Genomic DNA, 14,089 nt, shown 5'->3' with positions numbered 1-14,089 from the left:
TCGCAGGAGCACCTCCGTGTCCCACGCCACCGCGGTCATCAACCTCGACATCGAGGGCCCGACGATCAGCCGGCATCTCTACGGCCACTTCGCCGAGCACCTCGGCCGCTGCATCTACGGCGGCTTCTGGGTCGGAGAGGACTCGCCGATACCCAACGAAGGAGGCATCCGGCTCGACGTCGTCCAGGCGCTGCGCGCCCTGAACATCCCCAACCTGCGCTGGCCGGGCGGTTGTTTCGCCGACGAGTACCACTGGAGGGACGGCATCGGCCCCCGGGAACAGCGCCCCCGGATGGTCAACACCCACTGGGGCGACGTCGAGGAGAACAACCACTTCGGCACCCATGAGTTCATGGCCCTGTGCGAACTCCTCGGCGCCGAGCCCTACATCAGCGGCAACGTCGGTTCCGGCACCGTCCAGGAGATGAGCGAGTGGGTCGAGTACCTCACCCGCGAGGGCGACAGCCCCATGGCCAGGCTGCGCAGGGCCAACGGCCGCGACGAGCCCTGGCGCGTGAGGTTCTGGGGCATCGGCAACGAGACCTGGGGCTGCGGCGGCAACATGCGCGCCGAGTACTCCGCCGACCTGGCCCGCCAGTACGCCACGTACTGCCGTGACCACGGTGACAACAAGCTCTACCGCATCGCCTCGGGCGCTTCCGACGACGACTACAAGTGGACCGAGACGCTGATGCAGCAGATCAGCTGCTTCGGCTGCGAGGCCACCCCGAAGAACTACTTCCAGGGCCTGTCCGTGCACTACTACACGATCGCCGGACCCTGGGAGGCGAAGGGCAGCGCCATCGACTTCGACACCGACGACTACTACCGCACGATGGTCGCCGCCCGCAGGACCGACCGGATCCTCACCGGCCACTCCACAGTCATGGACGTCTACGACCCCGGCCGTACCGTCGGCCTGGTCCTGGACGAATGGGGCACCTGGTGGGACGTCGAACCGGGCACCAACCCCGGGTTCCTGTTCCAGCAGAACTCCCTGCGCGACGCGCTCGTCGCCTCCACCCACTTCGACATCTTCCACAAACACGCCGCGCGCCTGTACATGGCCAACATCGCCCAGACCGTCAACGTCCTGCAGGCGATGCTCCTCACCGACGGCGACGCCCTTGTCCTGACCCCGACCTACCACGTCTTCGAGATGAACAAGGGGCACCAGGACGCCACTTCGCTCGCGGTCCATCTGAACGCCGAGGACGTGCGGCGCACGGTGGGCGACACCGAGCTGGAGACCGTGTCCGCCTCCGCCAGCGTCAAGGACGGACAGATCCTCGTCTCCCTCTCCAACCTCGATGCCGAAGAACCCGTCGAACTCACCCTCGATCTACGCGGACACGCCATCGGCGAGCCGACCGCCCGCATCCTCACGGCCGGCCGGCTCCAGGACCACAACACCCCCGACGCTCCGGAGACGGTCACCCCACGCCCCTTCGCCGACCTCAAGACGACCGGCCAGGGCCTCACCCTGACCCTGCCCCCGCACTCGTTCGTCACCGTCCGGGCACCGCTGGCCTGAACCGCCCCGCCCACTCTCCGACAGCCGCGACCGCCGACCGCCCCCGGCGCCAAGTGGCCTGTTCCCCCTGCGCACTTCACCCGACAAGGAGCCGTACATGGACACGCACCCGACCCGTCGCAGAACCCTCCAGGCCGCCGGGGCCGTCGCACTCGCCGCCGGTCTGACCAACCTGACGGCCACCGCGGCCCGTGCCGACGACGACGCTCCGGCGTCGACGCCCGAGCTGGTCACCTACCCCCGCCCGTCCGGTGTCGCGACCACCACCAGCTTCCAGGTCAAGGTGCGGACCGCCCCCGACGGTGAGTGGCAGACCCTCGACATCTACCAGCCGCGGGCCAAGGAGATCAACGCCACCACCGGCTCCGGGAAGGTGTACAACTCCTCGTTGGTGTACTTCGACTTCAACGGCTCGGTCGAACTGGAGGTCACCTACCTCAAGGGCGGCACCACCAAGGCGCGGGTGCGGCCGGACTCGCTCGGCATCACGCCCGAACTCCTCGGCGACACCCTGCGGTTCACGCTCGACAAGCCGAAGGACGTCGTCGTACAGATCAACGACGACGTCTTCGACGTCCTGCACGTCATCACCAACCGCGTCGATCCGTGCCCACCGTCCGCCGACGACCCGAACGTCCTCTACTACGGCCCCGGCCTGCACACCGTCAACCTGCTCTCCGTGCCCAGTGGTAAGACCCTCTACCTGGCCGGCGGCGCCGTCCTCCTGGGCGGGATCGACCTGACCGACGTCCAGAACGTGACCGTCAAGGGCCGCGGCGTACTGATCCCCAACAGTGCGGCGGGCAGCGTGAACATCGAGCGCGCCAAGAACGTCCGGATCGAGGGCGTCATCCTGCTCGGATCCGGTCTGGGCTGCGCCGACTCCGAGAACATCCGTGTCAAGAAGAGTCGCGTGTTCACCTGGGGAAGCTGGGGCGACGCCTTCCCCATCTACTGCTCCAAGAACATCACCTACGACGGCTGCTACGTCCGCAGCTCCGACGACAGCCACTCCATCTACGCCCACCGTGACACCCACTACGGCGACACCCGCAACGTCACCATCAAGAACGCCACGCTGTGGGCGGACGTCGCCCACCCGATCAACGTCGGTACGCACGGCAACTCCGTCGACCCGGAAGTGATCGACAACATCCGCATCCAGAACGTCGACATCCTCGACCACCGCGAGCCCCAGATGAACTACCAGGGCTGTATCTCCCTCAACGCGGGCGACTCCAACCTGATCAGCAACGTGCGCGTCGAGGACGTACGGGTCGAGGACTTCCGCTGGGGCCAGCTCCTCAACTTCCGGGTCATGTTCAACACGAAGTACAACACCTCGGTCGGCCGCGGCATCGAGAACGTATACATCAAGAACCTCACCTACACGGGCACCCACGCCAGCCCGTCCCTCTTCCTCGGCTACGACGCCGACCACGCCATCAAGAACGTCACGTTCGAGAACCTCGTGGTCAACGGCGTGGTCATCGCCGACACGATGCGCAAGCCGTCCTGGTACTACACCACCGACACCGTGCAGTGGTACGCCAACGAGCACGTGATCAACATGAAGTTCCTCACCACCGCCCAGGCCGAGGCGACCGCCGCCTCCTGATCGCTTTCGCGGGCCCCGGGGTCACACCCGCTGTGCGGAGAGCAGGCCGGAACCGCCGGTGTCCGGCCTGCTCCGTCCCGACCGCCCGGCACGCGACGGGGTCCCGCGTGACCAGACCGAAGCCCGCCACCATGCCCAAAGGAGCCGGAACCCGTATGACCGACCCGCTGACGACCTTCAGCCCGGGTGAGGGCCGACGGTCCCCGAGGGCCGCGTTCCGCTCGGACGCCCCCCGGCTGATCCTGGACGGCGACTGGAGGTTCCGGCTGTCGCCGTCCGCCGCCGAGGCGCCGACGGGCACCCAACGGCCGGACTTCGACGACTCCGGATGGGATGAGCTGCCCGTCCCTGCCCACTGGCAGTTGCACGGCCACGGTGCCCCGATCTACACCAACATCGCCTATCCCTTCCCCCTCGACCCCCCGTACGTCCCGGACGACAACCCCACCGGTGACTACCGCCGAGCCTTCGACCTTCCCGAGGCATGGAGCAACCTGGGAGCGGTCCTGCGCTTCGACGGGGTCGACTCCTGCTTCACCGCCTGGCTCAACGGGCAGGAGCTGGGTTGGTCCACCGGCAGCCGGCTGCCCACCGAGTTCGATGTCACCGGGCTCGCCCGGCCGGGCCGCAACGTCCTCGCGGTCCGCGTCCACCAGTGGTCTCCCGGCAGCTACCTGGAAGACCAGGACATGTGGTGGCTCTCCGGCATCTTCCGCTCGGTCACGCTTCTCGCCCGCCCGCTGGGAGCGCTCGACGACTTCTTCGTGCACGCGGACTTCGACCACACCACAGGTGGCGGCACCCTGCGCGTCGACACCTCCGCACCCGCCCGGCTCACCGTCGAGGAGCTCGGCCTGCGGGATGTCCCCGCCCAGGGGCCGTACGACCTGGCGGCGGTCGAGCCCTGGACCGCCGAGACTCCCCGGCTGTACTCCGGGGAGCTGCGGGCCGGAGAGGAGACGATCCCCCTGCGGTTCGGCTTCCGTACCGTCGCCGTCGAGGACGGGATCCTGAAGGTCAACGGCCGGCCCGTCCTGCTGCGGGGGGTCAACCGGCACGAGTTCCACCCCGACCACGGGCGCGTCCTCGACGAGGAGACCATGCGCGAGGACATCGTGCTGATGAAGCGCCACAACATCAACGCGGTCCGCACCAGCCACTACCCACCGGACAGCCGCTTCCTGGAGTTGTGCGACGAGCTGGGCCTGTGGGTGATGCTGGAGTGCGACCTGGAGACCCACGGTTTCTCCCTGATGGGCGACTGGCGCGGTAATCCCAGCGACGACCCGCGCTGGCGCGAGGCGTATCTGGACCGCATGCAGCGGACCGTCGAGCGGGACAAGAACCACCCCAGTGTCGTCATGTGGTCGCTGGGCAACGAGGCCGGTGACGGCTGCAACCTCCAGGCCATGGCGGAGTGGGCCAGGCTGCGTGACCCGGACCGGCCGCTGCACTACGAGCACGACTGGGGCAGTCGCTACACCGACGTGTACAGCCGCATGTACACCCCCCACGAGGAGCTCGACGCCATCGGGCGGCGCGCCGAGGAGCCGCTCGCCGACCCGGTCGCCGACGCGCGGCGGCGCGGGATGCCGGCCGTCGTCGTCGAGTACGCCCACGCCATGGGCAACGGTCCCGGCGGACTCGCCGAATACCAGCGCCTGTTCGAGAAGTACGAGCGCTGCATGGGCGGCTTCGTGTGGGAGTGGATCGACCACGGCCTGCGCCAGGACGGTCACTTCGCCTACGGCGGCGACTTCGGGGAGGAACTGCACGACGGCAACTTCGTCTGCGACGGCCTGGTGTTCCCCGACCGCACCCCCTCGCCGGGCCTGGCCGAGTACAAGAAGGTCGTGGAACCGGTCCGCATCACCATGGCACCGGACGGCATCGAGATCGCCAACCTCCACGACTTCCGAGACCTCACCCATCTGGTCCTGACCTGGAGTGTGGAACACGAAGGAGAGGAAACCGCCTCCGGCGACCTGCCGCTTCCGGCGATTTACGCGGGCAACCCTCCGGCACTGCTGCCGTACCCCACGGCGGACACCACCGGCACACTCACCGTCAGCGCCCTCCTCGCCAAGGACGAGCCCTGGGCTCCGGCCGGTCACGAGGTCGCCTGGGCCCAGCGCATCCCCGAACGGATGCCCGTACGCCGACCGACCCGCGGGTCCAGGCCGGACCCCGGCCTGTTCGACCCTCGGACCGGCCGGCTGACCCGCCTCGGCAACCTGCCCGTCACCGGGCCCCGACTCGACCTGTGGCGGGCACCGATCGACAACGACCGGCTCGGCCACGACCCGGTGGCCGACACGTGGCGGCGCATCGGCCTGGACCGCCTGCACCACCGCCTCCTCGACATCGACACCGAGGCCGACGCGGTGGTCGTACGCACCCGGGTCGCCCCCGCCGCCACCGACCTCGGCATGCACGCCACCTACCGCTGGCAGGACACCGGCGAGGGGCTCCGCCTCACCGCCGAGATCGAGCCGTACGGGGACTGGCGGGACATCCCTCTCCCCCGCCTCGGCCTGCGGATGTCCCTCCCCGCCTGGATCGACCACGTGACCTGGTACGGGCTCGGGCCGGGAGAGGCATATCCGGACAGCCGCCTCGCCGCCCGCCTGGGCCGTTGGAGCAGCACGGTCGACGCCCTGCAGACGCCGTACGTCTTTCCTCAGGAGAACGGCAGCCGGGCCGACGTCCACTGGGCGGAGCTCACCGGCCCGCAGGGCGGACTACATCTCACCGGCGCCCCGACCTACCACCTGACCGCCCGCCGCTGGACCAGCGAGGACCTCGACACCGCCCGGCACACCGACGAACTCCTCCCCGGCGACGCCGTACACGTCAACGTCGACCTCGCCCAGCACGGACTGGGGTCCGCCGCGTGCGGCCCCCGCGTCCGGCCGCACTACCGGCTGACCGCCCGGTCCGCCGCCTTCGCCGTCACCTTGTCGGAGACATCCGGCGGGTGATCGCCGAGTCGCAGGAGATGCGCCCGCCGCGGGTCGGCCGCGGGCTGGCGATCACCCCCCACGCAAACCCCTGCGCTCGGCACCACAGTTCGACCAAGTCGGCATCACCCCCCGATCAGAGCCGGTCGGGCCCGTTCGATTGGAGTCGCACACCCATGAGCCGCAACGATCTCCCCCCACGTGGTCAAGAAACTCCCCCCCAACCCCTCCGTACCGAGCTGCTGAGCCGGCGAGGCATCCTGCGCGCCGCCGGCGGACTCGCCCTCGCCGGAACGCTCGGTGCCGCCTCGGTACGGTCCGCATCCGCCGCCCCGACCGTCTGGAACCACCCCGGCGGGATCCACCACCCCGGTGACATCAACCGCGCCAAGGTCAAGGTGGCCGCATACGCCGAGCCCTGGTACTCGGGCTGGCAGGTGCTGACCGCCAACGCCCACTCCGCGTCCACCTGGACGGCCAACCCGCAGTCCATCGTCTACCGCGGCGGGAGCAACACCCAGAACTATCCGATTCTCTACAACGACATCGCCGCCGCCTACCAGAACGCCCTGCGCTGGCTGATCACCGGCGACACCACCCACGCGGACTGCGCGGCCGCCATCTGCAACGCCTGGTCGGGCACCCTGACCTCGATCCAGGGCAGCACGGACGGGATCCTGGTCGCCGGCATCCAGGGCTGGCAGTTCGCCAACGTGGGTGAGCTGCTGCGCGACTACAGCGGATTCGACCTCGACGCGTTCCAGCAGATGATGCTGAACGTGTTCTACCCGATCAACCACGGGTTCCTGCGGGACCACAACTTCGTCTGCAACACCCACTACTGGGCCAACTGGGACCTGTGCAACATGGCCTCGATCATGGCCATCGCCATCCTGTGCGAGGACGGCGACAAGTTCGACGAGGCCGTCACCTACTTCCAGAGCGGCGTGGGCAACGGCGCGATCGGCAACGCGGTCCCGTTCCTGTACACGGACGACGACGGCTACGAGCTCGGCCAGTGGCAGGAGTCCGGCCGCGACCAGGCCCACTGCGTCATGGGCATGGGCCAGATGGGCGCGCTCTGCGAGATGGCTTACAACCAGGGCGTCGATCTGTACGGCTACGACGACAACCGGTTCTTCAAGGCCGCCCAGTACGTCGCCAAGTACAACATCGGCCTCGATGTGCCGTACACCACCTACAGCTGGGGCAGCGGCACCAACTGCGCCTACAACGAGCAGACCGAGATCTCCTCCGCCAGCCGCGGGCACATCCGCCCGGTGTGGGCGATGCTCCACTACCACTACAACCGGATCAAGAAACTGGACGACAAGTACATCTGGGCCATGTCCAACGACCTCGTCGGCATCGAAGGAGGCGGCGGCGACTACGGCTCCACCAGCGGCGGTTACGACCAGCTCGGCTTCGGCCAGCTGATGTACGCCAAGTAGACCGGGCTGGCCCCGCGCTCCCCCGCGGGGCCACCCGCACCGTTCACCCATCAACGCCCCCACAGGAGCTTCCCCTTGCCCGACGCCAGCCCCCCTGCCGAGACGGTCGTGGAGGTGGACACCCGCGCCCCGGGCACCGCCATCTCACCCGATCTGTTCGGCGCGTTCTTCGAAGACCTCAACTATGCGGCGGACGGAGGGCTGTACGCCGAGCTGGTGCAGAACCGGTCCTTCGAGTACGGCCCGCCCGACCGTCCCGATTGGCACTCCCTCACCGCCTGGGAGCTGCTGGAGCGGGAGGGCGCCGCCGGATCACTCACGGTCGCCACCGACGACCCGCTGCACCCCGCCAACCCGCACTACGCGGTGCTGACCAGCGCCAGTGCCGGTGCGGGGCTGCGCAACGAGGGGTTCGACGGCATCCCGGTCCGGTTGGGGGAGACGTACGACGTCGGCGTCTTCGCCCGCCTGGCCGAGGGCACCGCAGACGGGCTGGTCGCGCGGATCGAAAGCCGGGACGGCAAACGAGTCCACGGACAGGCGGAGTTGGGCCCGCTGGACGGCTCCTGGAGGCGCCGCACGGCGGTCATCACCTCTGAAGTCACCGACCCGGACGCCCGTTTCACCCTCACGGCCACCGGTCCCGGTGCCGTCCACCTGGACCTGGTCTCTCTCTTCCCGCAAGCCACGTTCAAAGGTCGCCCGGGCGGCCTGCGCGCCGACCTGGCGCAGGCGATCGCCGACCTGAGGCCGAAGTTCCTGCGCTTTCCCGGCGGTTGCCTCGCCCACGGGCAGGGGCTCGGCAACCTGTACCGCTGGTCGGAGACCGTCGGCCCGCTGCATGAACGCCGCCAGCAATTCAACATCTGGCACTACCACCAGTCGATGGGCCTCGGCTACTACGAGTACTTCCAGTTCTGCGAGGACATCGGCGCCAAGCCGGTGCCCATAGTCCCGGCCGGGGTCTGCTGCCAGAACAGCGAGGCGACCGGCCAAGTCGGCCTCCCTGATGAGGAGATGGGCGCCTACATCGCCGAGGTGCTGGCGCTGGTGGAGTGGGCCAACGGCCCCGCCGACTCGCCCTGGGGCGCCCTGCGGGCCGCCGCCGGACACCCCGAGCCGTTCGGCCTCGAATACCTGGGCGTCGGCAATGAGGACGCCATCACCGACACCTTCCGCGACCGCTTCTCCCGCATCCATGACGCCCTGCGTGAGCACCATCCCGAGATCACGGTCATCGGGACTCTCGGCCCGGCGACCTTCGGCGAGGACTGGGAGAAGGGCTGGGCGTTCGCCCGTGAGCGGAACCTCCCCGTCGTCGACGAGCACTCCTACAAATCGCCGAGCTGGCTCCTGGAGAACTCCCGCCGCTTCGACACCATGGACCGCGAGGGCCCGCACCTGTACATCGGCGAGTACGGCAGCTGGCGCAACGACGGCCGCGGTGCCCTCGCCGAGGCCCTCTACATGATCGGCATGGAGCGCAACGGCGACGTCGTCCGGATGGCCTCGTACGCCCCCATGCTCGCCAAGCGCGACCACACCCAGTGGCTGCCCGACCTGATCTACTTCGACAACACGCAGGTCTGGACCACCCTCAACTACCACGTCCAGCAGATGCATTCGCTGAACTCGGGCGACACCGCACTGCCCGTCACGGTCACCGGAGCGCCTCAGGCGCCGGCCGTCCAGGTGAGCGACCGGCACGACATCCGCATCGGTACCGGATCCGACACCCGCGCCGAGTTCACCGACGTCCTCTGCGGGCCGGTCAGCGGTGAGCTCGCACCGGCCCCCGACTTCCGTAACTGGCTGACAGAGTCAGGAACTTGGGACCTGACGGGCGGGGCACTGGCCGGTACCGGCGCCGGCCCGCTGCTCATGGACGCGGTGCGCGGAACGTCGTACGCCTTCTCCGTGCGGGCGCGGAAGACGGACGGCGCCGAGGGGTTCGTCCTGCGCTTCACCGGGACGACGTCCGAACGCCGATACCAGTGGAGACTCGGCGGCTGGGACAACCGGGCGACCTGGCTCCAGCGTGTGGACGACGGCGTGGGCGAGGACCTCGGCGAGCGGGTGCCCCAAGGTGTGGAGAGCGGCCGTTGGTACGACCTGCGGGTGGAGGTGGACGGCCTGCGCGTGCGCTGCTTCCGCGACGGCGAGCTGCTTCACGACGTCGAGGACCTCCGGCCGAACCCGGAGGTGTTCGCCGTCTCGGCCGTCCGCGACAGCGCCGCCGGTGACGTGATCGTCAAGATCGTCAACACCACCCCCGACCCGGTCACGGTCCACCTCCGCCTGACCGGCACACAGGGCGCCACCGGCTGTGACCGCACCACCCTCACTGTCTCCCCGGACGCCACCAGCCGGTACGGTCCCGCCCCGGCCGCCCCCGCCCACGACCGGCTGACCGGGCCGGTCTGCACCGTGCCGGCGCACTCCTTCACCGTTCTGCGTACGGACGCGCGGATTAGCATGCCAGGGAGATCCCAGACCGCAGACCAGGGGCGAGCGTGGTAACGATCCAGGACGTGGCGAAGGCGGCCGGAGTCTCGCCGATGACCGTGTCGAACGTCATCAACGACCATCCGAACGTCCGCCCGTCGACCCGCGAGAAGGTCCTGGAGGCGATGGCCCGGCTCGACTACCGGGTCAACGTCGCCGCCCGCAACCTGCGCAAGGGCCGCACCGGGATCATCGGCCTCGCCGTTCCCGAGGTCAACAGTCCCTACTACGGACGGCTCGCGGCCGCCGTCATCGCCGCCGCCGAACGGCGCCGTCTCCGGGTGAGCATCGAGCAGACCGCTTCCCGGGAGAACGAGCTGGACGCACTCTCCCTGTCGCGCAACCACCTGTACGACGGACTCATCCTCACGGCCGCCGGCATGAGCCAGGCCGACGCCGAGCGGCTCAAGGTGGAGCACCCGGTGGTCGTCCTCGGTGACCGGATCTTCGGCGGTCCTGTCGACCATGTCGTCATGCCCAACCTGGAGGCGGCCCGGGCGGCCACCAGCCATCTGATCGAGCGGGGCTGTCGGCGCATCGCGTTCCTCTGCGGCGCGCTGGAGGAGGTCGACACCTCCAGTTTCCGTCTCACCGGCTACCAGCAGGCGCTCGAGGGTGCGGGCCTTCCTGTGGACCGCGCCCTGATCCAGCAGGTGGACCGGCTCGGCATGCGCGAAGGCGCGCAGCGCGCCCGGGAGATGGCGCAGAGCGGGCTCGACTTCGACGGAGTGTTCTGCATCACCGATTCCCTGGCCATGGGTGTGCTGCGAGGGCTGGCGGACGACGGCATCCAGGTGCCTGACCAGGTCAAGGTGATCGGCTTCGACAACGTCTCGGAGAGCGAGTTCTTCATCCCCTCCCTCTCCACCGTGGACCCGGACCACGACGGCATGGCCGAGCGCGCGGTCGACCTCCTGATCCGGCGCATCGAGCAGACCGGGCCCTCGACGCGGCACCGGGACTTCGTCGGCGACTTCTCACTGGTGGTCCGGGAGTCGACGGGAGGCTGAGGCCTCCGCGCCATGCGAGCACGAACCACGAGCACGAACAAGGGAGACCCCTGTGACCCCCGTGGCTGACGCGCCACTCTTCCGCGACCCGATATACGACGGCGCCGCCGATCCCACAGCCGTCTGGAACCGCCAGACCGGTGAATGGTGGCTTGTTTACACCAACCGCCGCACCACCGCCCCCGGCACAGGCGTCTCCTGGGTCTACGGCACCGACCTGGGCGTGGCCGCGTCCGTGGACGGCGGCCGCACCTGGGCCTACCGGGGCACCCTCCCCGGACTGGAGACAGAATGGGGCCGCAATACCTTCTGGGCACCGGAGATCGTCTGGCACGACGGCCTCTATCACATGTACGTCAGTTACATCCGCGGCATCCGCGACGACTGGAACGCCGCCGCCTCCATCCGCCACTACACCAGCCCCGACCTGCTGGACTGGACGTATCACGGCGCTCTGGACCTCGGCTCCGACGGGGTCATCGACGCGTGCGTGTCCCCGCTGCCGGGCGGCGGCTGGCGCATGTGGTTCAAGGACGGCCGGCGCGGCTCGCTCACCTACGCCGCTGACAGCCCCGACCTCTACCAGTGGCGGCCCACCGGCCTGGCCGTCGGCCACCGTCCGCACGAGGGCCCCAACGTCTTCGAACTCGGCGGCCACTACTGGATGCTCGTCGACGAGTGGCGCGGCCAGGGCGTGCTGAGGTCCGACGACCTGACCACCTGGGAACACCGGGGACTGATCCTCGACAAGCCCGGTGGCCGTCCCGACGACGGCACCATCGGCCTCCACGCCGACGTGGTCGTGCAGGGCGAGACGGCATACGTCTTCTACTTCACCCACCCGGGTCGCGTCGCCCCTGTCACCGACGACGACGGCACCTACGCCACCCGCCGCTCCTCCCTCCAGGTCGCCGCCGCACGGGTCGTCGACGGCAGCCTGTGCTGCGACCGCGACGAACCCGTGCGGCTCGATCTGTCCGCCGCTACCTGACCGGCGGCACTCCGCTGGTCAGTCGAGGGCCCATTTCTGGTTGGTCTGGCCGTTGCAGGTCCACAGGGCCAGCTTGGTGCCGTTGGTGGTCGCCGCCTCCGAGGCGTCCAGGCAGAGGCCGGACAGGTTGTTGGTGACGGTGCCGTCGGAGTGGATGGTCCACTTCTGGTTGGTGCCGCCGGTGCAGTCCCAGATGATGACCTTGGTGCCGTTGGCGGTGCCCTCGCCGTCGGCGTCCAGGCACTTGTTGCCGTAGACGACGAGTTCGTCGCGTGCGGTGTGCGTGAAGGTCTGGTTCTGCCCGCCGGCGCAGTCCCAGATCTCCGCCTGGGTGGCGTCGGTGATGGTGTTCTTCTCGATGTCCACGCAGCGGTTGGAGGCGGCGCCGACCAGAGCGGTGCCGTCGGTGCCGGGGATGTCCTGGACGCGGATGGCGTCGATGTCGGGCGCGGTGCTGCCGGAAACAGTCGCGAAGTGCACGGTGTTCGTGCCCTTGGCCAGGTGAGCGAGTACGGACACGGTCCGATACGTCGATGACGAGCCCGTCGGCGGGAAGGAGACCACGTACGTGTACTGGCCGCCCACCTGGATGGTCGCCTTGCGTGCCGTGCTGCCGCCGTTGGCGTAGGTGACGTCGACCAGCTTGGTGCCGGCCGAGGTCGCGGTGACGCCGGTGAAGGCGGGCGTGGCGGCCGTGGTGGTGTCCTCGTACGTCGCGCCGGACGCCTCGGTGCCGGAGACGGTGAGCAGGACGGCGTCGTTCGCGGGCACGGTGGTGGTGTAACCCGTCGCGAACGAACCGGCGTTGGTGCCGCTCCACACGTCGCGTACGGAGGCGGCGGCCGAGGTGAGGCCCAGGTCGGCCCAGCGGACCGTCATGGACGCGTCGGAGCCGGTGCGGTTGAGCAGCAGCACCGCGCGTTTGCCCGTGCCCGCGAGGACCTTGGCGTACACCTGAAGGTTGCGGGTGTCCTCGGCGACCTTGACGCCCTGCAGCCCGCGCGGGTCCTGGTCGATGGCGATCATGTCGGGGTTGGTGAGGATGTCGCGGGTGGTGGTGCTCATGGTGGCGAGGTTGTTGCCCGCCAGCAGCGGGGCGCCGGAGATCGCCCACAAGCCCATGTGCAGCCGGTTCTGGGCGGCACTCAGGCCGCTCATGCCGGTCATCAGCATGTCGGGGTCGTTGTAGTAGCCGGTGTGCTGGGCGGCCGGGTGCAGGGCCCGGTCGAAGTTGGTGAGCATCTTGGCCGTGGTGGGGGCGGCGCCCCACAGGATGACGTCGGTGCTGGTGCGCCACAGGTCGCCGTAGCCGGTCGCCCAGTTCCAGGGCAGTCCGCTGCCCCACTCGCAGAAGGACAGCACGAGCTTGTGCCCGGTGACCGCGGTGGCGGCCTCGTTGGCGGCGGCGATCTGCTTGTACGTGGTCTCCTGGTCGAGGCCTTCTGCCTGGCCGCCGCACCAGTCGATCTTGACGTAGTCGAAGCCCCACTTCTGGAAGGTCTCCAGGTCCTGCTGGTAGTGGCCCTCCATACCGGTCTTCGGGGCGGCCGGGCGAGTGGTGGGGTAGTAGTAGCCGCAGCCGTTCTTGCCGGCGTCGGTGTAGATGCCGGCCTTGAGGCCCTTGCTGTGGATGTAGTCGGCGACGGCCTTCATGCCGTCCGGCCACAGTGCCGCGTCGACGGCGATGCTGCCGTCGGAGTTGCGGTCGCCCTGCCACCAGCCGTCGTCGAGATTGACGTACTGGTATCCGGCCGCAGCCATGCCGGAGGAGACGAGCGCGTCGGTCTGCTGCGTGATGACGGAGGAGTCGATGCTGCTGGCGAAGCTGTTCCAGGAGGCCCAGCCCATCGGCGGCGGAGTCACGCCGGTCTGGGTGGTGCTGATGGCGGTCGGTTCGGCGGACAGCGGTGCCGGCCCGCGGCGGTCCAGGGCCGCCAGTCCGGCCAGGGCGAGACAGAGGGCGAGGACGCGTGCGGTGACACGGGCGGCGCATCTTCGGGCGGTGGCACATGACATGGAG

The 14,089-nt window shown here is 69.1% G+C and carries 8 protein-coding genes; 7 read left to right on the top strand and 1 reads right to left on the bottom strand.

The window, feature by feature from the left end; translation table 11 throughout:
- Positions 1–16: 16 nt before the first annotated feature.
- From ACWCRD_RS22600 to ACWCRD_RS22570, 7 genes are all read left to right on the top strand, one after another.
- A complete protein-coding gene (locus tag ACWCRD_RS22600; protein ID WP_450967591.1) occupies positions 17–1,534 on the top strand; it encodes an alpha-N-arabinofuranosidase in 1,518 nt (505 codons plus the stop codon).
- 97 nt (positions 1,535–1,631) lie between these two features.
- A complete protein-coding gene (locus tag ACWCRD_RS22595; RefSeq protein WP_450967590.1) occupies positions 1,632–3,152 on the top strand; it encodes a glycosyl hydrolase family 28 protein in 1,521 nt (506 codons plus the stop codon).
- Positions 3,153–3,307: 155 nt separating this feature from the next.
- Positions 3,308–6,133 carry a glycoside hydrolase family 2 TIM barrel-domain containing protein gene (locus tag ACWCRD_RS22590; protein WP_450967589.1) on the top strand — a complete coding sequence of 942 codons (2,826 nt, stop codon included), beginning with the start codon at positions 3,308–3,310 and terminating at the stop codon, positions 6,131–6,133.
- A 155-nt stretch (positions 6,134–6,288) separates the two neighbouring features.
- Complete coding sequence (locus tag ACWCRD_RS22585; RefSeq protein WP_450967588.1) at positions 6,289–7,563, top strand: alginate lyase family protein; 1,275 nt, start codon at positions 6,289–6,291, stop codon at positions 7,561–7,563.
- 75 nt (positions 7,564–7,638) lie between these two features.
- Positions 7,639–10,083: an alpha-L-arabinofuranosidase C-terminal domain-containing protein gene (locus ACWCRD_RS22580; RefSeq protein WP_450967587.1), complete on the top strand. Its 2,445-nt coding sequence runs from the start codon at positions 7,639–7,641 to the stop codon at positions 10,081–10,083.
- Positions 10,077–11,078, top strand: coding sequence for a LacI family DNA-binding transcriptional regulator (locus ACWCRD_RS22575; protein ID WP_450967586.1), 1,002 nt, complete (start codon positions 10,077–10,079; stop codon positions 11,076–11,078). Before ACWCRD_RS22580 ends, ACWCRD_RS22575 begins: the two co-directional genes overlap by 7 nt.
- A 52-nt stretch (positions 11,079–11,130) precedes the next feature.
- Positions 11,131–12,069, top strand: a complete 939-nt coding sequence (locus ACWCRD_RS22570; RefSeq protein ID WP_450967585.1) for a glycosyl hydrolase — start codon at positions 11,131–11,133, stop codon at positions 12,067–12,069.
- 18 nt (positions 12,070–12,087) lie between these two features.
- Here the strand turns inward: ACWCRD_RS22570 and ACWCRD_RS22565 are convergent, their stop codons facing one another.
- Complete coding sequence (locus ACWCRD_RS22565; protein ID WP_450967584.1) at positions 12,088–14,085, bottom strand: RICIN domain-containing protein; 1,998 nt, start codon at positions 14,083–14,085, stop codon at positions 12,088–12,090.
- Positions 14,086–14,089 lie beyond the last annotated feature (4 nt).

The sequence above is a fragment of the Streptomyces sp. NPDC002092 genome (assembly GCF_053593775.1).
Note: the sequence above shows the minus strand (reverse complement) of the source record. Positions and strands in the feature narration are given on the sequence as shown.